Origin of the sequence: Pseudomonas migulae, assembly GCF_024169315.1 — a bacterium.
Lineage (GTDB): Bacteria > Pseudomonadota > Gammaproteobacteria > Pseudomonadales > Pseudomonadaceae > Aquipseudomonas > Aquipseudomonas migulae_B.
In genome coordinates this window covers 4,403,206-4,428,811 of record NZ_JALJWR010000001.1, presented here as the reverse complement: position 1 = coordinate 4,428,811, position 25,606 = coordinate 4,403,206, and the positions used below count along the sequence as shown (strand labels likewise).

Sequence of the window (25,606 nt, the reverse complement as noted above, 5' to 3'; positions counted from 1 at the left end):
AGGCAAACGCACCGGGTCATACCCGCCAAAATCCTCGGGGACGCTGATATCCTCACAAAAAAAACCGTTCATACTCCGTATGAAACGGGAATCACTAATGCTCATCAATGGTTTCGAATCTTCTCGACTATTGCTGTTGTCGAGCTGTTTTCCACCAAACCCAGCACTTTCACGGTACCGCCGTACGCCGTCACGATGTCTGCACCGACCACTTGATCGATCCCGTAATCGCCGCCCTTGACCAGCACATCCGGCTTGACCTCGCGCAGCAGGTTTTCAGGAGTGCCTTCAGGGAAGCTGATCACCCAATCCACCGCACCCAGCCCCGCCAGCACGGCCATGCGACGGTCGACGCTGTTGATCGGACGTCCCGGCCCTTTCAGGCGGCTTACCGATGCATCGTCATTGACCGCGACGATCAAACGATCCCCTTGGGCCCGTGCCTGCTCGAGGTAGGTCACATGACCGGCGTGCAGGATGTCGAAACAACCGTTGGTGAAGACGATCTTCTCTTTGTGCGCACGCGCATCGTCGACGGCCAGCAGCAGTTGCTCCAGCCCGAGCACGCCCCGCTCCGAACCTTCTTCACGCTGAATGGCACGCCGCAGCTCCGGAGCGCTGATGGCCGCCGTACCGAGCTTGCCGACCACGATGCCGGCCGCCAGGTTGGCCAGTGCCACCGCGTGGGGCAACTCTTCGCCAGCCGCTATAGCGGCCGCCAGGGTGGAAATCACCGTGTCGCCGGCACCGGTCACGTCGAACACTTCGCGCGCGCGCGCGGGCAGGTGCAGCGCAGGATGATCCGGGCGCAACAGGGTCATGCCATGCTCGCCACGGGTCACCAGCAAAGCGCCCAGGTCCAGGTCGTGCATCAGTTGCGCGCCCTTGCTCACCAGTTCGTGCTCATCGGCGCAACCGCCGACGATGGTTTCGAATTCGCTGAGATTCGGGGTAATCAGGCTCGCGCCCCGGTAGATCGAGAAATCCTTGCCCTTGGGATCGGCCAGCACCGGAATACCACGGGCACGGGCAGCCTGGATCAGTACCTGATGATTTTTCAGCGCGCCTTTGCCGTAGTCGGACAGCACCAGCACTTTGATGCCTTCAAGCAACTCGTCAACTTGCTCGCCCAGCGCCAGGGCGTCGGTGGCGAAGGGTTCTTCAAAATCGATACGCAGCAACTGCTGGTGACGACTCATGACCCGCAACTTGACGATGGTCGGCTGGTGCGCAATACGCTGGAACAATGCGCGCACACCAGCACCCTTGAGGCTGTTGGCCAGGCTGTCGGCCGCTTCGTCGTCGCCGGTCACGCCCACCAGCGAGGCCGGTGCGCCGAGCGCGGCAATGTTCAGGGCAACGTTAGCGGCACCGCCTGGGCGGTCCTCGATTTGCTCGACCTTGACCACCGGCACCGGCGCCTCAGGGGAAATCCGTGAGGTACCACCATGCCAGTAACGGTCGAGCATGACATCGCCAACCACCAAGACAGGGGCTTGATCGAATCGCGGCATGGACAACTTCATGGAGCATCCCACATACAAAATGAACAAGGGCGGGATATTAGCACAGGGTTGGCGCAGGGCTTGCGCATGGCATTAATGAGGGCGCCAAAAGCAAAAAAAAACGCAGCCTGTACACGTTCGAAAACGACAGACTGCGATTTTTTTCAATCGTTCATGACAAATGAACGTCGACAGGAATCAGGCGATGTCTTCAGCCGGGGCATCGAGCCCCATGGCGTTCAGGCGGGCGTAATAGCCGTTTTGCGCCAGAAGCTCGGCATGCGTGCCGCGTTCGACGATCCGCCCCTGATCCATGACCAAAATCAGGTCGGCCTTCTCGATGGTCGACAGACGGTGAGCGATCACCAGGGTCGTCCGGCCCTTCATTACCTGGTCCAGAGCCGCCTGGATGTGCCGTTCCGATTCGGTGTCGAGGGCCGAGGTGGCTTCGTCGAGAATCAGCAAAGGTGCATTCTTCAACAGGGCCCGGGCTATCGCCAGACGCTGACGCTGTCCACCGGACAGCAATACGCCGTTCTCGCCGACCTGAGTGTCCAGGCCTTCGGGCAACTGGGCGATGAAGTCCATTGCATAGGCGTCTTTCGCCGCTTTCTCGATGTCTTCACGGGGTGCACCCGCCAGATCGCCATACGCAATGTTGTTGGCCACGGTATCGCTGAACAACGTCACGTGCTGGGTGACCTGGGCGATGTGCTTGCGCAGGTTCAGCAGTTTGTACTGTTCCACCTCGACGCCATCGATCAGGATTTCGCCCTTGTCGTGGTGATAGAAACGCGGAATCAGGTTGGCCAGTGTCGACTTGCCACTGCCCGAACGCCCTACCAGCGCCACCATTTGCCCGGGTTCGACCGAGAAACTGATGTCGTCGAGTACCTGACGCTCGGTGCCAGGGTAGGTGAAGCTCAGATGCCGCACGTCCAGGCGCCCGGTCACGGCATCGCGTTCGACGGTGCCGGTATCGACTTCAGGTTCAACGTCCAGTTGCTCGAAGATACTTTCGGCACCGGCCACGCCTTTTTGAATGGTCGAGCTGACTTCGGACAATTGACGGATCGGCTTGGGCAGCAGGCCTGCCAGGGTGATGTAGGCCACCATGTCACCGGCGGACGCGTCGCCACGCAGGAAAAGGACCAGGAACATCAGCACGGCCATGGCGCTGTAGATCACCAACTGCAGCAGCGGCGTGTAGATAGCGCCGGTACGGGTCATGCGCAATTGCTTGTCGGTGTTGCCCTGGCTGGCATTGAAGAAACGCTTCTCTTCGTAGACTTCGCCGCCGAAGCTGCGCACCACGCGATAACCCTGAATGGTTTCCGACGCCACGTGCGTCACGTCGCCCATGGCCGCCTGGATCTTCTTGCTCTGCTTGCGGAATTTCTTGCTCGCGGTACGGACCATCAACGCGATCAGCGGCAGGATCGCGACCATGACCAGGGTCAGGCGCCAGTTCATGAACAACAGCGAGGCAAACAGGAAGATCACCGTCATGCCTTCACGGATTACGACCTTGATCGCATCTGTGGCCGCCCCCGTGACCATGGTCACGTTAAAGGTGATACGGGAAATCAGGTGACCGGAGTTATGCTTGTCGAAATACCGGTTGGGCAGGACCAGCAGGTTATTGAACAACTGTACCCGCAGGTCGTGGACCAGCCCGAGAGAAACCTTGGCCAGGAAGTAGTTGCCCAGATAAGATCCCAATCCCTGCCAGGCCGCGATCAGGATGATCAGCAACGGTACGGCTTGCAGCAGTTGCAGGTCGCGCAAGTAGGGGACGTTGGGAAACAGCACCGCTTCGGGATTGGACAGGCCATCGACGAAGTACTTGAGGATGTAGCCGAGCATTGGCTGCGTCGAAGCGAAAATCAGAAAACCGACGATGCTGATCAGGAACAGGCCGATGTACGGCCGGACATAACCGAGCAGACGGAAGTAGATTTTCAAGCTCGAGGGGCTTGCGGAGAGACTGGAGTCGGTCATATCACGCGAATGTCGATAAAAAGGACGCTGACTTTAGCACAGCTTCCTCAGGGTTCTGGCAATCGCATAAAGGCTGTTATTGTTAGACGGCGCAAACGGTATCATATAGCCATCACCGGAATGGCCGATCAACTTTCAGGATTGAATTTCTCAGCATGCAACTCAGCGGTTTCAACAGTACGTCCAATCGAGTCTTCGATTTCATTTGCCTGTGGATGCTTCCACTTGGCTATCTATTGCTTCTGTGCTCGCTGTTTTTCCTGCCGGACCGCAGCCTGCTCCACAAGCTCTACTATGGTTTGTTCAGCATTCCAGCGCTGATAGCGCTATGCCTGCGACCGCGGGAGCTCAAAGAGTTGCTGCGCGAGCCCATCGTCATTGCTGTGCTGCTGTTCGCCGGTTGGGCGCTGTTGAGTCTGAGCTGGAGCCCGGGCGATGAAGGATTTTCCGGCAAATTCAAGCCACCGCTCCACACGCTGATGCTGTTCGTCGGTTGCTACCTGCTGGTGCGCTACCGCAGCGATATTGTCCAGCCCCTGCTGTTCAGTGCCGCGATAGTCGGACTGATTGCGTCGATCTACAACCTGTACGTGTTTGCCCACATCTATGAGCCCGGCCGGCGCCTGGTCGGTGGCGGCGCGTTCGACAATCCTTTGTTGAGCTCGCACTTGTTCGGTTTCTTCTGCGCCTATTGGCTGAGCCTGAGCATGACCTGCAAGCGCCCGCAGATACTCTGGTTGAGTATTCCGGCAATGGCGGTCATGTTCGTCGCGGTGATCGCCACGGGCTCCCGGACACCGCTGGTTGCGCTGACAATGGCCGCGTTATGGCTGGGCTTCATCTGCTGGAACCGCCGGTCCATCGTATTGCTGGGCATCCTGCTTGTCGGCGGGGCATCGGTGATTGCGCTGTTCTCCAACATGATTTTCGGACGAGGCGATTCCTATCGTTTCGAAATCTGGCAGATGGTCCTGCAAAAAATCGCCGAACGCCCCTGGATCGGTCATGGCTACGACGCCAGTCTGAACGTCGATCCGGGCGTGGGCTACATGCTGGCAGAACCCCACAGTTTCGCCTTGGGCGTTCTCTACTATGTCGGTATTTTCGGTTTTATCCCGTGGCTGTTTTTCCAGGCCTGGAGCCTGCTGAGCAGCTGGCGCCATCGCGTGCAACCGCTGTTCATCATCGCTTCGACCTGGCTGGTGTTCGGTATCGGTGCGGGCCTGACCGAAGGCGGCGGAATCATTTCACGCCCCAAGGAACACTGGTTCCTGCTGTGGATTCCACTGGCACTGATCGCCGCGCTGAGCATCAACCAGCGCGCCGGTCGCCTGCTGGCCATGCCGATCAAGCAACTGGCGCAGGCAGCCCTGGAAAAACTGACGGCCAACGCCCAGGTGATCGAGGAAGATGGTCTGGGTCCCAAGGTCCTGCGCCTGGTCGATGGCAGTTTCCTCAAGCTGTTCCGCCGTCGCCGCTGGTACACCTCGGGCAGCTTCGATCCGTATTCCGAACGCTTTGCCATCAACAGCGAGCGACTGCGCCGCATGGGCATCCCGACGCCGCCGATTCTGGATCTGTACCGCCTCAAGGACGGCAGCAGCGCCGTGCATTACACGCCTCTGCCAGGCAACACCCTGCGCCAGGTCCTGCAAGCGATCACGGCGCCGGACGTGCGAGAGGCGCTGGTCGAGCGATTCGGCAAATTCATGGCGCAACTGCACGAGCAGGGAGTGTATTTCCGGTCTCTGCATCTGGGTAACGTGCTGGTGCTGGAGGACGGCGAGTTCGGCCTGATCGACGTGGCAGACCTGCGCATCTACCCTTCGTCATTGAGCCTGTCACTGCGTCAGCGCAACCTGCGCCATATGCAGCGCTACACCGTCGATCATCGCTGGTTGTTCGAAGATCATTTCCAGGCACTGCTTCAGGGCTACGCCGTGACGGCATCGAAATCCGCGGTGGATAACCTGCACAGGCAAGTACTGGCGGCCAGCCAGCCCGAGCGGGCTCACGTATGACCGAAATCCTCGCCCGTACGGCTCGTCAACTTTGAGCGATCAGGCGGGCGAACGCTGACGGACATAGGCAAGGAAGCCTTCGATATCATCGCTGCAGAGTTTGTCAGCCAGACTGTGCAACTCGGCTTCCGGCCAGTTCCACCAGGCACTCTGAAGGAGCAGCAAGCGCTGCTCCTCGGGGAAACGCCAACGCAGGAAACGCGCCGGATTGCCACCAACTACCGCGTAGGGCTCGACATCACGAGTCACCAGCGAGCCCGCGGCAACGATTGCGCCATCCCCCACCGTCACACCCGAAAGTATCGTGCTGTTTGAACACAGCCACACATCGTTGCCGATGTTCACATCGCCGTGGGTGCCGCTGTAACCGCTGATATGTGCAGCCTGCGCAACCATGACCGGCAATGGAAATGTCGTGACCCAATCGGCACGATGGTGGCCGCCGAGGAAAATCTGCACGCCTTCAGCAATCGAGCAATACGCACCAATGCTCAGCGTCGAGCCTTCCTTCCAGTCATGGATCTGTGGCAAGCCATAGCTGCCACGGCCAAAGGCGTAGTCCGGATATTGCGCCTTGAAACGCGCCATGCCTCGCTCGAACTTCGGCAGTTTTCTGATCGCTCGTTTCGCGCGTTTTTCCCGAAAGCGTTGAATCCAGCCCATGGTTCAATCTTTCTCCAACGGCAAGAACAAGCGCCCCAGGCCACGCCAGGTCTTCTTGTTCCACGCCTTGAACGGAATCTGCGCCAGCAGCTCACGCGCCAATTTGCGGTCTCGATTGGCGGTCTTCAGGAACATTGAACTGAGAAACTTGTAGCGCACGTGCTCGTACAACGGGTGATCACTGAACAGCGCATAGGTACGCAGGATGTTATCGATCATGAAGCGGTGATTCTTGTAGGAGTTGGTGGCGTGCTTGCGATAGCGCGCCATCAGTACGTTCAGGCCATCGATGAAGTAACCGGCATGGGTCACTTTCAGCTCGATCAGCAGATCTTCCAGCCGAATGTTCGGATCGAACCCGCCGACCTTGTCCAGCGCTTCGCGGCGGATCATCAGCGTCGGTGCCGGCGGATAAGGCTTGCGCTCCAGGAACATGTCATCGAAGTCCAGGCGGCGGAACGGCACATCGCGGCGCTGACGCGACTCCGGGTACGGGTTGCCGTCGGCGTCGATCAGCTCGATGTTGCCGGCGCAGATGCCGACCTCGGGCTTGCCATCCAGGTACGCCACCTGCGTGGCGATGCGCTCGGGAAGCATGATGTCATCGGAACCGAAAGGCACGATCAGACTGCCCTTTGCGCGGGCAATGGCACCGTTGAGGGTATTGGTCAGCCCCTGGTTCTGCTGAACACGGAAGTCAAAGCCGTGTTGCGCCTGCAACGCGTTGATCCGCTCGACGCTGTCATCGCTGGAGCCATCATCGACCACCAGCAACTCGATGTTCGAATAAGTCTGGTTGAGGACGCTGAGAATGCTCTCCTCAATGTAACGACCGTGGTTATACGACGCGATGATGACCGTGACGATGGGTTGTGCGTCGCTCATGATTGTTCCTTGCGGGCCTTGCTCAAGCCGGAGTCGATCAGGTTCAGGTACTCCTGACGGAACACCTCGATGTCGTGTTGTTCCTGGAGATAACGGTAGGCCTGTTCGCCCTTGGCCTTGAGCGCGTCATCCGACAGTCCGAGGTAAGTGTCCAGTGCCGCGACCAGGCTCGGCACATCCTTTGGCGTGATCGCCAGACCGCGAGCACCCTCGATCAGCGGCAGCATCGCCGGCACGTTGGAGGCGATCACCGGAAGATGACCGCTCATGCCTTCGAGCAATGCCAGCCCGAGACCTTCGGCCAGCGAGGGCATGGTCCAGATGTCAAAAGCGCGAACGTACTGCAAGGCGTTTTCCTTGAAACCCAGCAGGTGCGCCCGCCCTTCCAGGCCCAGACGCTCGATCTCGGCGGCCAGGCGCGACTCTTCGCGGCCGGCACCGATGATCGCCAACTGGGTGTTCGGGTATTTGTCCTTGAGTGCCGCAAACGCCTGCAACAGGTAGGTATGCCCCTTGACCGGCACCAACCGGCCCAACGCGCCAATCAACCGCACCGACGGATCAATGCCGAGCAGTTCACGGGCGCGTTCGCGGCTGTGTTGCAAGCCTTCGGCCTGTTCGATGTCGATCGCATTGGTAATGGCATAGGTGTTTTGGTCGGTGAAACCGCAGTCACAGTCCAGCAGGTACTGTTTGACCGCCGGCGACACGCCGACGAAACGCCAGTGACTATCGATCAGGCGCTGGGTCTGGCGACGTCGGTAAAACCGGTCGTATTCACCAAAGCCGTGGGAGATACCGATGCACAATGGCACTTTCAACCAACGGTTGAGCGTCAGCATCATGTTGACCGGCTTGAAGCGGTTGCAGATCACCACGTCGAATTTTTCTTTGCGGCAAAACTGATACAGCCGCCACATGGCGCGCAGACGCATGCCCTTGAGCGACTTGTCGGAAAACTCGAAATAAACGGAACGCGCGGCACGGCTCACGGCCTCGCCCGGCCCGGGCTTGCCGCGCAGAAACGCCGCGGTCACCTCATAGCGATCGCCCGGCAAAGCCTTGACGATCTGCTCCGCCAGGTCGGCGAAATCGTGGGCTTTGACGTTGTAGTCAGGCTGCAATTGCAGAACCTTTGACCGTTGACTCATAACTCTCCCCGGTGAAAACCAGTCGCATCGATGACCCAGGCGGGTTCAGCGGCGAGGCGCAGGACCTCCGCCGGATCGGGTTGAGGCAGCTGTGGCCATTCGTTGCGCTTCCAGCAAACGAAATGAAAATACGGAAACCGGCGATCGCCATCGCGATCATTGGTCAGGTGGCCGTCGCGCCAATACCATTGGTGCGGGAAATTCTCGGTCCCGTCATGCCACTTGATGCAACCACCCGGCGTGCTGAATGCCTCGGTGAATTCGCTGCGGCGGCGCCACGGGTTGAACTTGCCCACCAGCTTGAACAAGGGCTCGGGAAAATTCTTGCGCCAGAGAAAGATGCGACTGAATGCACCTTCGTCGATCGCATGATGCTTCTGATCGGTGAAACGCGCTTCCCAATCCTTGATCTGCCTGAACAACTCACGCTTGCGGGCGGTGTTTCTGATCAGGCAAAGATGGCCTGCCACTCGCCGTTCGTGGGTGGAGTACAGGTCGTAGGAGGCGAGCCGATCCGCAGTGAAGTAGCTGCGCAGGTCGCCGTACACCAGATCGATATCGCCGAAGGCCCAGAAATCATAGCCCTCCAGGCGATCGGCATGAATCAGTCCGAACGCGGGCCTGATGTCGCACAGTTTGTAAGCCTGGGTCGGTGCAAAGTCGATACCCAGCCGCTGGGACACCAGTCCACAGTAATCGCTGAACATCATGCATTCGACGGTCACGTTGGGCGGCAGATTCTCGGGCACGCCGCAGTCGGTGAAGAACAACCAGTCGATGTCCGGATTACGACGGCAGCTCTCCAGAAAAAACGGCATCCAGAAAGGCCAGCGGCCGAAATAAGGCATCAGAAACAAAATACGCGGGCATGGATTAATCACGGATAACTCGCTGTCAATGCTGGGAACGCCGCCATGCTAGGCAGAGTTGTACGTCAGTTCTGCTTCACAGATGTTTCGTCATGCTTCAGAAGCCAGAACAGTTCCTGGCGTCTGACCGCCTTGCGAAAGAATTCATTCTCCCCATAGAGGGGCGGCACTCTACTGGCCAAGAGCCACTGTATCAACCGCCGCAGTCGCCGCTTGAACGGCATCCGAGGTTGCAGATCGTGCATCATTCCCAGCGCCATGGCTTTATCTCGCTGAAGTGCCACGGGAACCGGAAGGCAGTAAGGCTGCATTGGCACCGACGCATCGAAAGCGGGCGGCAGTGCGATGCCATGCCCGGCATCCCCCATGGGCCAGCGATCGTTGTCGTGCAAATGGTTGGCGTAACCGAGCAACGTGGTCGGCTGCCATTCCAGGCCTCGCAGTGCTTCAAAAATCGCTTGTTGGGCGCATATGTGATCCGGGTGCGGATCGAGCGTCGGGTGCGGCAACACGATGACTTCAGGCCGGGCCCGCAGCAGCAACTCGCGCAGATCGGCCAACAGGTTGTTCCAGGTCGGTGCACCATCGGCGTCGCCCGGCAGTGCAAAGGGATTCAACTGGCGGAACACGCGGGTGTCGTCCATCTCCGCTTCCCGCGAACCCACTGGCCGGGACGGTGCTGCCTGCATCGCCGCCAGCTGCAGGCAGAAATAACCCAACTGCACGCAATGGGCTTCGGGCACCCCGGCCCAGCGCGGCACCGCAATACTGTCCCAGGCCCGCAGCCGCCCTTTGAGGCGCGCGGCTTCGACCTTGTTCAGGCCGATCTGCTGATAATGTTCCGCTTCGATTTCGCCGGCGGTGAGGGTGACGATCCAGGCTGCTTCGGCCTGACTGTACAGACTGTAGGCCGCCAGTTCGGCATCGTCGGCATGAGGGGCGATGACCATCACCCGCTGACGGCGGTAATCCGGTTGTTCGAACGCCCAGAGCACGGGTTCGCCCAGCACTCGGCAAAAACGTCCGCGCAGACGCAACTCGCCTCGCGACAGCACTTGCGCCTGACCACTGAGATTGAGGTAGCGCAGCCCGTTGGCGCCACGCTCGAAGGTTTGCCGATCGGGATTATCGCCACCGATCAACTCGACAGCCGGGTCGATAAAGCGTCCCAGCCAGGTGCTTTTGATCCGCAGGGCCAACACCAGCGTAGCGTCGTCCACCAGCATGACGCCGTCATCCAGGCGCAAACGCTCACCGTCCAGGTGAATCTTGGGTTGCGGGGTGTAAGGCGGGAAGCTGTACGCGTAATCGTCCTTGGGCGAATAAAACAAATGGTCGGCGAACCAGGCTTCGTGAGCGATCCAGCCCAGCACCGCCAGCACCAGCGGTAGCCACCAGGCCACCAGCACGCCGATGACGATCAACAGCACCAGGGCGATCAACAGACTGATGCGTTTGTTGCGCCGGTGGCGCTTGAGCAATTGCTGTTTACGACTCATGGGTTCGCTCATACGGTGAAGACCGGCACAGGATTACACCAGCGGTCCTTGTATTCACGGTCGGCGCGACCGAAGGAGAAGCGCAGCGGCTTGTCCAGCGCACGTGCATGCTCCCACGCGCTTTGGGTATTGAGAAAACTCAAGACGCTGCCGGGGCTGAATTCGCGGGTTTCGGGATCGACACCGCCGTTGATGTATTCGACGCTGATCCATTGCGGCGCTTCGACGCGGTACACCAGTTGAATCGCGATCGGCGCATCGTTGAGAAAAATCACCGAGCCGATCAGCAGATCACGCAACAACTCGATGACCTCGGCCATGCGCTCGGCACCGGTCGCCGGAAAACCCCAGCGACGCTGGAACAAGTCGCAATAGATCGCCGCGAGCTCGCCGCTGGAAAACTCGCTGACCGGCCGCACCACGCCGCCCGCCTCTTCCAGCAAACGCAATTCGCGACGCTGGTTATAGCGGAACTTCTTCGACAGCTCTTCGGGGGTGCGGGCCATGGCCAGTTGTTCCGCTTGCAGCCGGATACCGCTGAAGCGGCCTTCATTCAGCGCGGACAAGTAACGGGCACGGTGGCGCAGGGGGGCTTGTGCATCAGCGGCGGCAGGCAGGATGAACTCAGCATTGCCGAGGTCGAACAGGCCTTTTTTGCCGTTGCGCTTGAGCACGTCCTTGGACAAGGCCAGGTCGCGGCCCCAGGTCGGAATCGCAGCCTGGACTTCGCCATTCGGCGCCCAGCCCAGGTAACGCACCGGGATGCCCGCCAACTGTGCCAGTCGCTCGACCACCATCGGATGAGTAGCAACGCTGCCGCCATAACGGTGCCAGGCCTCGGCGTAAGTCGAGGCGTCGATCACCGTCCAGCCACGCTCGCGCCATCCTTGGAATCGGTTGAGCATCAACCCCTCGCCGCCAGTTCGGTGACGCTGGGCAAATGCCAGAAAGCATCGCGCACCGCGCGGTCGGAGAAGCGCTCACGCAAACGCTCGAGCATCAGTTCGGCGCACTGGCGGCGTTGCTGATCATCCATCGCCGCCAGATGTTGCAGCCCTTGAGCCAAGTGTTCGGCATCGCCCAGCGGGAACAGAATGCCTACACCCTCGACCACTTCCTTCGCACCGCCGCACGCCGTCGCGAGCAAAGGCACGCCGGCGGCCATGGCCTCCAGCAGCACCATGCCGAACGGTTCGTGATCGGAGCTCAAGGCAAACACGTCGAAGGCCCGGAAATAACGACGGGCTTCGGGCACCTGACCGAGGAACAGCACGCGGTCGCCGATCCCCAGCTCACGGGCCATGGCCTTGAGATCCTGTTCCAACCGACCGATACCGAGAATCACCAACTGACTGTTAGCCGGCAACCCCGGTAACGCCGCCGCAAAACCGTGCAGCAAGGTGGTCTGGTCCTTGTCCGGATGCAGCCTGCCGACGTTGCCGATAATCCACGCATCCATGGACAAACCCAGGGTTTCGCGAGCTTCGCGAACCGACACGTGACTGTCCTGCAAGGCCTGCACATTGATGCGGTTATAGAGCGTCTGAATCCGCGCCGCCGGCCATCCCGGCAGGCAGCTGCGCATGTCGTCGCGCACGGCATCGGAGACCCCGAGCAGACTTAAACGCTTGCGGAAGAAATTCACGAAGAATTTGCGAGTGCCGCGCTTGTAGTCGTCAAACGCGTGATGCACGCCGATCACTGGCAACGAAGTCCCCAGCAAGGCGATGTAGATCGGCTTGAAGCGGTGAGCAATGCAGAAACTGAAATTGCGCGAGGCGGCGATCTTGCGCAGATCGCCGATGGCGCCCAGCTTCAGGCCACGAATAGCCTTGGAGCTGTATTCCATGAACAGCACTTCATCGGAGGCACAGGCCTCGGCGACTCGGGCATCGGCAACCCCGGTCAGAAAAACCGTGGTCACTCGATAACCGGTCCCCGCGAACAGGCTGGCGTACTGCCGGGCGCAGTCCAGAAACGGACCGTCATAGCCGTGGCAGAACTGCAGCACATGGCGTTCAGCCGAGCGTGTCATATGCGTCCGCGCCCTCTTTGACCACCAGAATGTCTTCCATGATCAGATACTGTAGGTCGGAACCGAAGAACATGTTCAGGGCATCCGTCGGCGAGCAGATCATCGGTTCACCGCGACGGTTGAGCGAGGTGTTGAGCGACACGCCGTTGCCGGTCAGGACTTCCAGCGCCTTCATCATGTCGTAGTAGCGCGGGTTGTATTCACGCTTGAGCACCTGGGCCCGGGACGTACCGTCTTCATGGACGACTTCCGGCACGCGGGTCTTCCACTCTTCCGCCACTTCGAAAGTGAACGTCATGAATGGCGCAGGGTGATCGATCTTGATCATCTGCGGTGCGACGGTGTCGAGCATCGACGGGCAGAAAGGCCTCCAGCGCTCGCGGAACTTGATCTGGTGGTTGATGCGGTCAGCCACGCCGGTCGCGCTCGGGCAACCGATGATCGAACGACCGCCCAAGGCACGCGGACCAAACTCCATACGCCCCTGGAACCAGGCGACCGGGTTGCCATCGACCATGATCTTGGCGATGTTTTCCGGCATGTTCTCAAGTTTTCGCCACACCGGTTTGCTCGGGTGACGGGCGCACGCGGCCAGAACGTCTTCGTTGCTGTACGACGGGCCGAGGTAGACATGTTCCATCTTCTCGACCGGCACGCCACGGGCGTGAGACACATAGGCCGCCGCGCCGACCGCGGTGCCGGCATCGCCGGACGCAGGCTGCACGAACAGCTCCTTGACGTCGTCGCGGGCGATGATTTTCTGGTTCAACTTGACGTTCAACGCACAGCCGCCGGCGAAAGCCAGCTTGCCGGTTTCCTTGAGCACGTCGCCCAGGTAGTGGTCGATCATCTGCAACGAGATCTTTTCGAACAGCGCTTGCATGCTCGCGGCGTAATGGATGTACGGCTCGTCGGCGATGTCGCCTTCGCGCTTCGGACCCAGCCACTCGATCAGCTTCGGCGAGAAGTAGAAACCCTTGCCCTTCTCTTTATAGCGACGCAGGCCGATGACGTTGGCGTAGTCGGTGTTGATTACCAGCTCACCGTTTTCGAACGAGGCCAGACGCGAGAAATCGTACTTGCTGGCATCGCCGTACGGCGCCATGCCCATGACCTTGAACTCGCCGTCGAGCATCTCGAAACCGAGGAACTCGGTGATTGCGCCGTACAGGCCGCCGAGGGAGTCCGGATCGAAGAATTCCTTGATCTTGTGAATCTTGCCGTTTTCGCCGTAGCCGAAGAAGGTCGTGGCGTACTCACCCTTGCCGTCGATCCCGAGGATCGCGGTTTTCTCTTTGAAACCCGAGCAGTGGTAAGCGCTGGAAGCGTGGGCCAGGTGGTGTTCGACCGGCTCGATCTTGATCTTCTTCGGATCGAAGCCCAGTTGCTCCAGGCACCAGACGATCTTGTTGCGGTAGCGCTTGTAGCGGCGATTACCCATCAGGATCGCGTCAAGTGCGCGGTCCGGGGCGTACCAGTAACGCTTGGCGTAGTGCCAGCGCGCCTTGCCGAACAGGCTGATCGGCGCGAACGGAATGGCGACTACGTCAACGTCGGAAGGCTTGATGCCCGCCTGCTCGAGGCAGAACTTCGCCGATTCGTAAGGCATGCGGTTCTTTGCATGTTTATCGCGCACAAAGCGCTCTTCTTCAGCCGCCGCGACCAGCTTGCCGTCGATGTACAAAGCTGCGGAAGGATCATGGCTAAGGGCGCCGGACAGGCCAAGAATCGTCAATGCCACAGGGGTCTAGCCTCTTTAGTCTGCATGCAGGCGCAATGCGCCTCAAAATGAATGTGCCCTCGCAAGAGGGCGAGAGACAGCTAAAGGGCGGGATTATAGCGTAAACATGGCAGGAATGACCCTACGGTTATCAGCGGCGCAATGATGGCCCGCGCGACGATGAAACCGCGGGCTATCCGCGGCTTGCCCGCCAGTAGATCCTGATATTGCCATCCACGCCCTGTCGGTAAATCGTATAGGGCAGGGAAACGGTATCCAGCGCACCGGACAACGCCAGGTCCAGCAGGACCAGCGGGACGAGCACGCCCGTGGGGTCCGGCGGGGCGTTCAACACACAGAAATCGTAAGCCAGACCGCTGTAGATACGCGGGATGGACTGGCAGTAGGTCTTTTGCTTGCGCAGGCCGCGCGCCGCGTCTTCGTCATTTTGCAGGACTGTGACAGCGGTGCCGCAACCGGACAGTGCCAATGAGCATGCGACGAACATGACAGCCGTTTTTATAGTCAAGATCTGCCCTCCGAGGAACGTCAGGCAAACTAGCATCGTGGCTATTCAGGGCCCAGTTCATGGGGTCTGGAGATCATGTAGGACATTTCATAAGAACTTGTCCCTTAATCTCGAGTGGCTGTTCTGACCCCTTCGCGAGCACGCCCGCTCCCACATTAGACCGAGTTGCTGGATAGGAATGCGATCATATGTGGGAGCGGGCTTGCTCGCGAAGGCGATTCAGGCAGCGCTGATGATGTCTTTGGGCAAACGCTGATCGATGACCTGATAAAGCGCACTGCTCTCAGGCCAGTTACGCATGAACCTGGCGCGGTCTCTTGCGTAGGCAGGAGCAAAGCTGCCCGACGAACCATGCTGGCACATCGCATCGAGATCGATCAGCGCCCAGCGATCCTCTTGCCAGAACAGATTGTGACCCTTGAAGTCGCCGTGGCTGATCCGCTCGCGAATCAGCTCCGCAAACAGGTGATCCAGCGCCACCAGCTCGGCTTCGGGCGCTGCGCCGCTGTCAACGTACGGCGCGAACCGTTCGATGATGTCCGGCCCCGGCAAGTGCTCGGTCACCAGATAAGCCCGACTGCGCAACCAGAGAAAACGCTTCTCCAGCACAGCCAACGGTTTCGGCGTGGCGATACCGAGGAATGCCAGTCGATTGCCTTCGCGCCAGGAATGCCAGGCACGGCTCGGGCGCCAGAAGCGTTTGAGCCAGTGGGCGAACCCCTTGATGTTATAGCGCTTGATCACCAGGGTACGACCGGCCACCTCGACCTTGCCGACGCTCGCCGCGCCACCGGTCTTGTACAGATGCCCTTGATCGAGCAAGGCATCAGCCTGCTCCAGCACCGGCAACATCGCGGCCTCTTCTTCGCGGCGAATCGCCCGCAAACCGAAGGCCCCGCGCTGCACACTGAACAGCGTGCATTCGCGGCCGACCTTGATCAGATAGTCCTTGAGGCGCCAACTGCGCACCTTGTCGATCTGCTTCTGCAACGCTTCCATCGGCAAGGCATGTTCGCCATTGCTCAGGAGGTAATACACCAGCAATTCTTCAGTAAACGGCTCCAGCGACTTGGGCAACTGGGCGAAAAACACCCCGAGGTTTTCCAGGACTTTCTGCCGCGATAGCGGTTGGCCAGGGGTTTCACTGCAGATCCCGGCACCATCGATCAAATACAGCCGGCCGCGCTGGCGCAGCAGGTTGTCCAGGTGCAGGTCTTCCTGCCACAGCCCTTTGCGGTGCATCTGGCCGATCGCGCCCAGCGCCTCGGCCAACACGGCCCCTTGCCCATCCGAGAGCACCGGTAAATGCTCGACCTGTTTCCAGGTATCCCCCAGGCTTTCGGCGCCCTCGAGAAAATCGAACAGCAGCCAGCCGCCCTCGCCGTCCTTCAACCCATCAGCCAGCAACTGCGGCGTGGTCAGCCCTTGGGCGGCGAGCAAGCGCACGCCGTCCAGTTCACGCTGGAAATGCCGCGCCGCTTTACTGCCGACCAGCAACTTGGCCAACACCGGCCGGCCACGCCAGACACCGGCGCCGACATAGCGCTGGCCCGGCAATACCCGCAACAGGCTCAACAGCTGCAACTCGGCAGGCCCGGCCGCATCGGCCAGTGAAAGGCTCAGTGGCAAGTCCGGATGACGCCCCGCCTGTTTCAGTTCGGACAACTGCATCAGTTCGACCTCTTGTAACTGCGCCGCGCGGTCAATCGCGCCAGCCAGCTGTCGATCAGCGAACTGTCCTGCGGTTGATCCAGATAGACGGCCAACAACTCGCGCAGTTGCGCATCGCTCCACTGGGGCGACCGCCGCGTCAACGGCTCCAGATCCTTGATCCGGTCACGCTGACCGAACAGCAGCGGCCGGGTCTTTTCCAGGTCAATCAGCTGGGCCATGTAACCGTCGCCGGTAGCCTGGAGAAAAATGTGTTTGGGGTAGAAGCAGCCATGAACCTGACGCGCACCGTGCAGGCGCCGAGCCAACTGCCCACACGCCTGCAAAATGGCCGAGTGCTGCGCCGGGCTCAGATCCGACCAGCGCTGCAACAGCGAATCCAGGTCATCCCAGCCGTCGAGTGCGCGGGTCAGCAACACCGCGCGGACTTCGCCGTCGACCTTGCGCTCACCGAAGAACGCCGCTTTCAGCGCCGGAATGCCGAGCTTTTCATAGCGGCTGATGTTGCGATATTCCCGGGCAAAACTCGGTTCGCCGAAGGGCGCATGCAGGGTGCGCATCTGATAGTTGCTTTGGCGCTTGAGGTAGAAGCCGTGACCTTCAAGATCCAGCCGAAACACGCTGCTCCAGCCACCGCGCGCGGTGTTGGGCTCATCCACAGCCTCAAGCTGCCGGGCCCACAGTGCATCGAAGGTGCCGAGGCCATGACGCTCCAGTAGCGCACGGTCTTCAGCGGCCAGAAAATCAGTCATTCGCGTCCCTCGAAAAATCTCACCACGTGCCGGATCCGTTTTTTATCGGCCGCATTCAGCCGCGTCCGTTGGCGATATTGCAGGTAAAAGCGCAGGCGCTGGGTGGCCGACAGGTGATACTTGGCAACCTTGTCGAGACACGCCAGATCCTTGGTGATGCGGTACTTGAGCCAGAAGCCGCTCCAGAAATCACCGTTGGGGCAGTCGATCAGAAACAGTCGCGCCTCATCGTCGACCAGCAGGTTGCGCCACTTCAAATCGTTATGGGTGAAGCGATTGTCGTGCATGGTCCGGGTGTAAGCGGCCAGTTGGCGACTGATGTGATCGACCCAGGCGCGATCCTTCAGTTTCGGGTCACGCCGCTCGGCCAGGGCATTGAGGTCTTCGGTATTGGGCAGTTCACGGGTGATCATCGCCCCCCGAGCGTAGGCTGCACCGCGCCGCTCCAGACCCCACGCCACCACTTCTGCCGTGGGAATGCCCCACTTGGCGAAGCGCTTGAGGTTTTGCCATTCCATTTTCACCCGCGGCTTGCCGAGGTAGCGGCGCAAGCCCTTTCCTGCACCCGAGTAGCGCTTGACGTAATAGTTGACGCCATTGCGCTGGACGCGGACAACCTCGGACAACGGATCGCGAGTCAACTGCTCACCCTGAAGGGCAAACACCGCCTCAAGGCTGCCGAAATCGTTGGCCAGGTCGCTGTAAGCAGGTTCCAGTCTCCAGCCCGACATCAGAGCGCATCCCCGTATCGCTGTTTACGGTCGTAGAGTTTGCTGGCCTTGCCTTCGAGCCAGGTGAGCAGCCCGGCTTCTTCACCGAGGATCTTACGCAGGGGCTGCTGAAAGTAACCCTTGAGGAAACGCAGCTTGTCGCGCTGAGTCAGGCCGATGTCCAGGGCCGAAAAGTACAGCGCCGCCAGATCCTTGTTGCGCCAGCGCTGGGTGATCGTCGGGCGGGTCTGGGCGCGGTGCAGGTCGATCACCGAGAGCTTGAAATCATCAGCTGTCACCGGTTTGTCGGTATGCAGCAGAAAGTGGCAGATGTAGCAGTCGCGGTGGTTCACCCCGGCGCGGTGCATCATGCCGGTCATGCGTGCGACTTCGGCGATCAGCGCGCGCTTGAGCCTTGGCTCCGGCGGGTTCTTGATCCAGTCGATGCTGAAGTCTTCGAGGCTGACGGTCGGCGCCAGTTCTTCAGTGACGATGAAGGAATGCTGATCCGCCGGGTTACTGCCCTTCTCGCCATACGCCACGGCGGTCATGGTCGGCACGCCGACTTCCTGGAGGCGTTGAATGGCTTTCCACTCCTGGCCCGCGCCGAGTACCGGCAGCTTGGCTGTCAGCAGGTTCTTGAAGATCTCGCCCCAGCCAATGCCACGGTGGATCTTCACGAAAAACCCGTTGCCGTCCACCTCGGTGCGCAACGTGCGGCGGGCTTCCAGCTCGCGGTACACCTCGCCCTGAAGCCCTTCGACCTCGGCGAATGGATCACGTCCAGCCCAAAGGCTCTTGAACGGTTCAGCCAGCATCAACTTCATTAAGCGTGCTCCGCCAGAATCACATCGGCCGCGTGTTGCGGCATGCTGTAGAGGTCGGCCGTCTCGGCGAAGGCCAGGCCGTTGCGGCTCCAGGCCGCCCGTGCATTGGCGTCGTTCAACATGCCGGTCAGGTATTGCGTGAGCTGCGCCTGATCGAAGGGTTCATCCAGCACCAGGCCCGCGTCGGCCTCGGCGATGTAATGGGCATAACCGCAGACCGCGCTCACCAGCACCGGCAACCCGGCCACCAGGGCTTCAAGCAACACAGTCCCGGTGTTTTCGTTGTACGCCGGGTGGATCAACAGATCGGCCCCGAGCAGGAAACGCGGAATATCGCTGCGGCCCTTGAGGAACGTCACGTTGTCGCCGAGCCCCAATGTGGCGCTCTGCATCTGGAACAATTTGGGGTCATCCTGGCCAATTACAAATAGCCGGGTGCGTTTCTTCAGATCAGCGGGCAACGCGGCCAGCGCCTTGAGGCTGCGATCCACGCCTTTGGTCTTGAACCCGGAGCCGATCTGCACCAACAGCAGCTCATCGTCTTCCAGGTTGAACTCTCGGCGGAATTCGGCACGGATCTCGGCGGCATTCGCCGGCGCCCGGCGGTCCTGAGAGATGCCCGGTGGCAGCAAATGGAAGCGTTCCAGCGGCGTGTCGTAATGCTTGATGAATAGCGGCTGCTGGACTTCGGAGATCATCAACACTTCAGTCTTGGCATCCTTGGCGAACACCGCGCGCTCGTACTCGGCGAAGTGCCGATAGCGGCCCCAACGACGGTACAGCGAGTTGCGCAGGTTTTGCGCCTTGTCTTCGAAGCAACCGTCGGCAGCGTAATAGACGTCCAGGCCCGGCATCTTGTTGAAACCGATCAGACGGTCCACCGGACGCTTGGCCAGATCGGCTTCCATCCACTCGCTGAGCTTCTCGTTGCGACGATGATTGAAGAACGCCTTGACCGGCGCCACCAGCACTTCGAAACCCGGCGGAATATCGCCCTCCCAGATCAGCGTGTAGACACGAATCTGATGGCCGCGCTGCTGACATTCCAGGGCAATGCGCATGAAATCGCGCTGCAAGCCCCCGAATGGAAAGTACTTGTACAAGACGAATGCCAATTGCATCAGCGCAGCTCCTCAGCCAGTAACAACGTGCTCAGTCGGGTCGCGACACGCTCGGGATTCAGACGCGTGAAGCACAGCGGCCACTCGCGTTTCAGGTCGAACCGGCGGGCATCTTCGGCCGTCGGTTGATAGGTGCATTTCTTTTGCAGGCATGGGGCGCAGGGGAAATCGCTGGCGATGTGAATCTGCGCCTTGCCGTAGGCGCCGGTCAGGCCCGGGTTGGTCGGGCCGAACAGCGACAGCGTCGGCACGTCCAGTGCAGCGGCCAGGTGACCGAGACCGGTGTCCACCGCCACGCACGCCTGCGCGCCGGCCAGCACTTTGCCGATGCCCGCCAGATTCAGCTTGGGCAGCACTTCGACGTGCCGCATGTCCTTGGCGATGCGCTCGGCCCGGGCTTTCTCCGCCGGATTGCCCCACGCCAGCTTCACGCCGACGCCCAGGTAGCCGACGCGCTCGGCCAGCTCGCGCCAGTAGGCTTCAGGCCAGTGCTTGGTGTCCCAGGTGGTGCCGTGCAGGAACAGCACGTAAGGATTCTTGCGCGGCAATTCCACCAGGCGCTCGACGTTCAGGCCGTAGTCACCCAGGCCTTTGGGCAGGTCGTAGCCCAGGGCGATGGCGAACAACTGACGCACTCGCTCCACCGCGTGCTGGCCACGGGCAACCGCCAGTTTGCGATCATAGAAACGCGCGGCAATCGGCTCCCGGGCCGAGGCTTTATCGAGGCCCGCCACCGGCGCCTTGACGTAGCGGGTCAGCAAGGCGCTTTTCAACAGGCCCTGGGCGTCAATCACCAGATCATATTTCGTGGCACGAAGGCTTTGCTTGAAGCGCTTCCACTCGCCACTCTTGATGGTCTGCCAGATGTTCTTGCGCCAGCGACGGATCGCCACCGGAATCACCTTGCCCACGGCGGGGTGCCAGGTCGGGATCTCGGCGAAACCTTCTTCCACCACCCAGTCGAACGTGATGCCGGGGATTGCCCGGGCCGCGTCGGTCAGCGCTGGCAACGCATGAATCACGTCGCCCAGCGAAGAAGTCTTGATCAGCAGAACCCGCAAACTATTTGACCTCGACCACAGTGCCCTGCAACCGCTGCAAGGCTTCGTTCACCGCTTGCGGCATCAGCTGTCGCAGGCAGTTGTAATGACCGAAACGACACGTGCGATCGAAGCACGGGCTGCATTCGATGCCCAGGCGCACGATCTCGACGTGCTCGGCCAGCGGCGGCGTGAAGCCCGGCGACGTCGAGCCGTACACCGCCACCAACGGGCGATTCAGCGCTGCGGCGACGTGCATCAGGCCGGAGTCGTTGGACACCACCGAATCTGCGCAGGACAGCAAGTCGATGGCCTCGGCCAGGGACGTGCCGCCGCTGAGGTTCACCGACTCTTCACGCAGGCCGGGAATCAAGCGCGCGCGGATGTCTTCGCCCACGGCATGATCGTTTTTCGAACCGAACAGCCAGACCTGCCAGCCTTCGCGAATCTTCGCTTCGGCGACCTTGGCGTAGTGCTCGGACGGCCAGCGCTTGGACTCGCCGAACTCGGCACCGGGGCACAGCGCCAACACCGGACGGTCGAGGGCCAGACCGAATTTGGCCAGCGCCGCTTCGCGGGTCACCGGATCGATCTGCAAGGTCGGGCGCGGATACGGTTTCGGCAGTTCAAGGCCCGGTTCGTAAGCCAGGGCCATGAAGCGCTCGATCATCAGCGGGTAACGTTCTTTGTCCAGCGTGCGCACGTCGTTGAGCAGACCGTAGCGGAATTCTCCACGCCAGCCGGTGCGTTTCGGGATGCCGGCGAAGAACGGCACCAATGCCGACTTCAGGGAATTGGGCAAAAGGATCGCCTGGTCGTACTGGCCGGCCAGGGATTTGCCGATGCGCCGACGCGTCGCCAGCTCCAGGGCGCCGTGGCCGAGCGGAAAGCTCAAGGCCTGGCGAACTTCGGGCATGCGCTCAAGAATCGGCCGGCTCCACTCGGGGGCCAGGACGTCGATTTCGCACTGCGGGTGGCGTTGCTTGAGACACTGAAACAGTGTCTGCGCCATCACCATGTCACCGACCCAACTGGGCCCAACGATCAGAATTTTCATGTGGTTTCCAAAAACGAACCGGGGAGGCATACGCCTCCCCGCCTCGAGAATCACTGCGGGAGCGGAGCTGCTTGCGATGGGTCATCACCTTCAACATTACTGTCGACTGTCACTCCGCTATCGCGGGCAAGCCCGCTCCCACATTGGGATTTGGTGTACATCAATCTGCGAAACTATGCAGATCTACTGTGGGAGCGGGCTTGCTCGCGAAGGGGCAATCACATCCAACATCAACGTCGACTGGCACTACGCCTTCGCGAGCAAGCCCGCTCCCACATTGGGATTTGGTGTACATCGATCTGCGAAACTATGCAGATCTACTGTGGGAGCGGGCTTGCTCGCGAAGGGGCAATCACATCCAACATCAACGTCGACTGGCACTACGCCTTCGCGAGCAAGCCCGCTCCCACATTTGAATCTTGTCGCTTCGACTACCGGGTTTCACCTCAGCCCCAACTCTTTCCAGATCCGCAATACTTGCCGTCGCTCGTCCACGAACTGGTCGCCCGGTATCACCCCGGGGTCCTTCTGCAAGGCCTGCCGGTGCGCAGCGGAGCGGTAGGCTTTATAGGCCTCGCGCAACAGGCTGGCGTCTTCGGCGGGCATCAGCCCTTCGTGTTCCAGCTCTTCCAGAATGCGGATATTGTCGGTCCAGCGCAGCAATGGCGGGTGTGTTTCGGACCACGCCAAGGCCGCGTATTGCACCATAAATTCAATATCGACGATACCTCCGGCGTCCTGCTTGAGATCGAACGGCGCCGTGGCCTCGAAGGCATTCGCCCCGGTGCCGGCTGCGGTGCTCTTGCTGCCGAGGTTGTCGCGCATCTTGGCGCGCATCTCGCTGACCTCCTGACGCAAGGTCGGCAAATCCCGGGGCTTGCCCAATATCGCTGCGCGAACCTTCTCGAACGCCTGGCCGACGTCCTGACTGCCCACCAATACCCGCGCCCGTACCAGCGCCTGATGTTCCCAGGTCCAGGCCTCGTTTTCCTGATAACGCGCAAACGCGCCGAGCGAACTCACCAGCAGACCGGACGCACCGGACGGTCGCAGGCGCATGTCCACTTCATACAGCTGACCGGAGTTGGTCTGGGCCGTGAGTAAATGAATGATCCGCTGCCCGAGCCGGGTGAAGAATTGCGCGCCATCAATCGGTTTCGTGCCATCGGTTTCCGCCTGCGGATCGCCGTCGTGAATGAACACCAGGTCCAGGTCCGAACCATGCCCCAATTCCAGGCCGCCGACTTTCCCGTAACCGACAATGATAAAGCCCGGATCGCACAACGTACCGTCACTGCGCAGCGGCGTGCCGTATTTGGCCACGGTCTGGCGCCAGGCCAGGGCCAGCACTTGCTCGAGAATCGCTTCGGCAAGCCACGTCAGGTAGTCGCTGACTTTCATCAACGGCAGGCTGCCGGCGATTTCCGACGCGGCGACGCGAAGGCGGTGCGCCAGTTTGAAATGGCGCAGGGCTTCCATTTGTTGTTCGAGGTCGTCCTCGGGGATTCGCGTCAGACGCTCGCGCAACTCGGCGGCCAGTTCCGGCGCCAACGGCGGCTTGAACAACCGGCCTTCGTTGAGCAATTCGTCGAGCAGCAACGGGAAGCGGGTGATCTGTTCGGCGATCCACGGGCTCGCGGCGCACAAGGTCAGCAAGCGGCGCAGCGCGCCGGGGTTTTCGGTCAGCAGCACCAGGTAGGCGGAACGCCGGGCCACCGCTTCAACCAGCGGCAGCACGCGTTCCAGCACCAGATCCGGATTGGCGTGTTCGACCGCCTGTGCCAGTAAGCGTGGAATAAAGGCATCAAGGCGTTCGCGCCCCAAACGCTGCATTGCGCGCAATTGCGGGCTGCTGCGCAGGCTGGCCAAGGCTTTCAGGGCTTTGGTGGCATCGACGAAACCGCCCTCTTCCAACTGGCGACACGCGGCCTCTTCGTCCTGCGCCTCTTCCCACAACGGCAACCATTCACCGCCGACCACCACTTCGCTTTCAGTCCCCTCTTCTTCGTCGGGATCGGCAATCACCTGGCCGAAGTGCCACGCAATACGACCGCGCCAATACATCAGCTGCTCATGAAAGGCCGCCCAATCGGCGAAGCCCAACATAAAGGCAATGCGCGCCTGGTCCTGTGCGCCATCCGGCAACATCTGGGTCTGGCGGTCGGCAATCGCCTGAATGGCGTGCTCCGTGTACCGCAGGAATTCGTAGCCTTCGCGCAGCTCGCTGATCACCGCTGGCGGCAGGTAACCCTGACCTTCCAGGGTGCTCAGTACTTTTAACAGCGGACGTTGCTGCAGGCTCAGATCGCGACCGCCGTGAATCAGCTGGAACGCCTGGGCGATAAACTCGACTTCGCGGATGCCGCCGGAGCCGAGCTTGATGTTATCGGCCATGCCCTTGCGCCGGACTTCCTGCTGGATCAGCTGCTTCATCGTGCGCAGCGCTTCGATGGCGGAGAAGTCCAGGTAACGCCGGTAGACGAACGGCCGCAGCATCTCTTGCAGTTGCGCGCCCGCCACTTGATCGCCAGCGACCACCCGCGACTTGATCATCGCGTAGCGTTCCCAGTCACGACCCTGGTCCTGGTAATACTGTTCCAGTGCGTTGAAGCTCAGCACCAACGCACCGGCCGAACCGTATGGCCGAAGGCGCATGTCGACGCGGAATACGAAGCCGTCGACGGTCATCGGGTCCAGCGCCTTGATCAGCCGCTGGCCGAGACGGATGAAAAATTCCTGATTATCCAGCGAGCGTTTCATGCCGACGGTTTCGCCGCCTTCGGGGTAGGCGAAGATCAGGTCGATGTCCGACGACAGGTTCAGCTCGACGGCGCCGAGCTTGCCCATGCCAAGGATGACCATCTGCTGCGGCTCGCCGCTGCGCCGACCGGTCGGCACACCGAACTGCTGGCAATGGCGCGAGTACAACCACTGATAGGCTTGATCGATGCTGGCATCGGCCATGTCCGAGAGGTCGCGGCAGGTCTGGACCAGATCGGCCTGGCGGGTCAGGTCACGCCAGATGATTCGCACTTGATGGCGGGTGCGCTGGCGACGCAGGACGCGGCCGAGTTCGTCTTCGGTTTCCGCCGCATTCACCGCCACCGCAATCTGCGCACACAACTCGCCGGGGGCAAACCCGCGATCCAGTTCGCCGGACTGCACCAGCGCGAGCAACATCAAAGGGTCACGAACGCTCTGTTCAATCACGAAGTCGCTGGCGGCGGTGACGCGGGCGAATTGCGCCCAGCGCTCAGGCGTCCAGCCGGACAGGCCATGATCATCATCGAGCGCCTCGACGGCCGTACGGAACGACTGCTCGGCACGGGTGACAAACGGCAGGAGAATGCCGGGCAGTTCGGCAAGCGAAGGAAGGCTCATGGTCTATCCTTGATCGGCGTGTAGAGGGCTGCATGTAGTGAATTTTCAAATCGCACTACGTGATCGACTGTCGAACAAAGGTTAGAAATAGCTGAAATTTCTTTATATTTGGCAGACAGCATCAAGCTTTCACCTTTTTCGGTTGGCAAAAGACCAACCTTAACGATTA

Annotated in this window: 20 protein-coding genes; 1 reads left to right on the top strand and 19 read right to left on the bottom strand. The window is 60.6% G+C overall.

Annotated features, from left to right (window positions below):
- Nucleotides 1-104: 104 nt before the first annotated feature.
- Nucleotides 105-1,526, bottom strand: coding sequence for a bifunctional D-glycero-beta-D-manno-heptose-7-phosphate kinase/D-glycero-beta-D-manno-heptose 1-phosphate adenylyltransferase HldE (gene hldE / locus J2Y86_RS20330; protein ID WP_253435453.1), 1,422 nt, complete (start codon nt 1,524-1,526; stop codon nt 105-107).
- 177 nt (nt 1,527-1,703) lie between these two features.
- Nucleotides 1,704-3,506 (bottom strand): lipid A export permease/ATP-binding protein MsbA, encoded by a 1,803-nt coding sequence (gene msbA, locus J2Y86_RS20325; protein ID WP_253435450.1) that lies wholly within the window; start codon nt 3,504-3,506, stop codon nt 1,704-1,706.
- A gap of 155 nt (nt 3,507-3,661) precedes the next feature.
- Between msbA and J2Y86_RS20320 the strand changes: the two genes are divergently transcribed.
- Entirely contained in the window at nt 3,662-5,527 is a 1,866-nt protein-coding gene (locus tag J2Y86_RS20320) for a bifunctional O-antigen ligase/aminoglycoside phosphotransferase family protein (protein WP_253435447.1), read from the top strand.
- A 39-nt stretch (nt 5,528-5,566) separates the two neighbouring features.
- On the opposite strand, the gene J2Y86_RS20315 is transcribed toward J2Y86_RS20320, so the two are convergent.
- From J2Y86_RS20315 to glnE, 17 genes are all read right to left on the bottom strand, one after another.
- Nucleotides 5,567-6,190: a CatB-related O-acetyltransferase gene (locus J2Y86_RS20315; RefSeq protein ID WP_253435444.1), complete on the bottom strand. Its 624-nt coding sequence runs from the start codon at nt 6,188-6,190 to the stop codon at nt 5,567-5,569.
- Between the two features lie 3 nt (nt 6,191-6,193).
- Nucleotides 6,194-7,075, bottom strand: coding sequence for a glycosyltransferase (locus tag J2Y86_RS20310; protein WP_253435441.1), 882 nt, complete (start codon nt 7,073-7,075; stop codon nt 6,194-6,196).
- Nucleotides 7,072-8,226 carry a glycosyltransferase gene (locus J2Y86_RS20305; protein ID WP_253435438.1) on the bottom strand — a complete coding sequence of 385 codons (1,155 nt, stop codon included), beginning with the start codon at nt 8,224-8,226 and terminating at the stop codon, nt 7,072-7,074. Before J2Y86_RS20305 ends, J2Y86_RS20310 begins: the two co-directional genes overlap by 4 nt.
- Complete coding sequence (locus J2Y86_RS20300) at nt 8,223-9,107, bottom strand: DUF6625 family protein (protein ID WP_253435435.1); 885 nt, start codon at nt 9,105-9,107, stop codon at nt 8,223-8,225. The genes J2Y86_RS20305 and J2Y86_RS20300 overlap by 4 nt, the downstream gene beginning before the upstream one ends.
- 53 nt (nt 9,108-9,160) lie before the next feature.
- The gene (locus tag J2Y86_RS20295; protein ID WP_253435432.1) at nt 9,161-10,594 is read right to left on the bottom strand and encodes a PIG-L family deacetylase; all 1,434 of its coding nucleotides are present in this window, start codon (nt 10,592-10,594) and stop codon (nt 9,161-9,163) included.
- Between the two features lie 8 nt (nt 10,595-10,602).
- Nucleotides 10,603-11,499: an antimicrobial resistance protein Mig-14 gene (locus tag J2Y86_RS20290; RefSeq protein ID WP_253435429.1), complete on the bottom strand. Its 897-nt coding sequence runs from the start codon at nt 11,497-11,499 to the stop codon at nt 10,603-10,605.
- The gene (locus J2Y86_RS20285) at nt 11,499-12,629 is read right to left on the bottom strand and encodes a glycosyltransferase (protein ID WP_253435425.1); all 1,131 of its coding nucleotides are present in this window, start codon (nt 12,627-12,629) and stop codon (nt 11,499-11,501) included. Before J2Y86_RS20285 ends, J2Y86_RS20290 begins: the two co-directional genes overlap by 1 nt.
- Nucleotides 12,613-14,370 (bottom strand): carbamoyltransferase family protein, encoded by a 1,758-nt coding sequence (locus tag J2Y86_RS20280; RefSeq protein ID WP_017336206.1) that lies wholly within the window; start codon nt 14,368-14,370, stop codon nt 12,613-12,615. The genes J2Y86_RS20285 and J2Y86_RS20280 overlap by 17 nt, the downstream gene beginning before the upstream one ends.
- Nucleotides 14,371-14,542: 172 nt before the next feature.
- Nucleotides 14,543-14,878 carry a YceK/YidQ family lipoprotein gene (locus J2Y86_RS20275; protein ID WP_253435422.1) on the bottom strand — a complete coding sequence of 112 codons (336 nt, stop codon included), beginning with the start codon at nt 14,876-14,878 and terminating at the stop codon, nt 14,543-14,545.
- 219 nt (nt 14,879-15,097) lie between these two features.
- Complete coding sequence (locus J2Y86_RS20270; RefSeq protein ID WP_253435418.1) at nt 15,098-16,549, bottom strand: lipopolysaccharide kinase InaA family protein; 1,452 nt, start codon at nt 16,547-16,549, stop codon at nt 15,098-15,100.
- Complete coding sequence (locus J2Y86_RS20265; RefSeq protein WP_253435413.1) at nt 16,549-17,301, bottom strand: lipopolysaccharide kinase InaA family protein; 753 nt, start codon at nt 17,299-17,301, stop codon at nt 16,549-16,551. The genes J2Y86_RS20270 and J2Y86_RS20265 overlap by 1 nt, the downstream gene beginning before the upstream one ends.
- Complete coding sequence (locus J2Y86_RS20260) at nt 17,298-18,032, bottom strand: lipopolysaccharide kinase InaA family protein (protein WP_253435410.1); 735 nt, start codon at nt 18,030-18,032, stop codon at nt 17,298-17,300. Before J2Y86_RS20260 ends, J2Y86_RS20265 begins: the two co-directional genes overlap by 4 nt.
- Nucleotides 18,032-18,838 carry a lipopolysaccharide core heptose(I) kinase RfaP gene (gene rfaP, locus J2Y86_RS20255; protein ID WP_253435408.1) on the bottom strand — a complete coding sequence of 269 codons (807 nt, stop codon included), beginning with the start codon at nt 18,836-18,838 and terminating at the stop codon, nt 18,032-18,034. The genes J2Y86_RS20260 and rfaP overlap by 1 nt, the downstream gene beginning before the upstream one ends.
- Complete coding sequence (locus tag J2Y86_RS20250; protein WP_253435406.1) at nt 18,838-19,959, bottom strand: glycosyltransferase family 4 protein; 1,122 nt, start codon at nt 19,957-19,959, stop codon at nt 18,838-18,840. Before J2Y86_RS20250 ends, rfaP begins: the two co-directional genes overlap by 1 nt.
- A complete protein-coding gene (waaC, locus tag J2Y86_RS20245; protein WP_253435403.1) occupies nt 19,959-21,020 on the bottom strand; it encodes a lipopolysaccharide heptosyltransferase I in 1,062 nt (353 codons plus the stop codon). The genes J2Y86_RS20250 and waaC overlap by 1 nt, the downstream gene beginning before the upstream one ends.
- Before the next feature lies 1 nt (nt 21,021).
- Entirely contained in the window at nt 21,022-22,056 is a 1,035-nt protein-coding gene (gene waaF / locus J2Y86_RS20240) for a lipopolysaccharide heptosyltransferase II (protein ID WP_253435400.1), read from the bottom strand.
- A 441-nt stretch (nt 22,057-22,497) separates the two neighbouring features.
- Nucleotides 22,498-25,437 (bottom strand): bifunctional [glutamate--ammonia ligase]-adenylyl-L-tyrosine phosphorylase/[glutamate--ammonia-ligase] adenylyltransferase, encoded by a 2,940-nt coding sequence (gene glnE / locus J2Y86_RS20235; protein ID WP_253435397.1) that lies wholly within the window; start codon nt 25,435-25,437, stop codon nt 22,498-22,500.
- Nucleotides 25,438-25,606 lie beyond the last annotated feature (169 nt).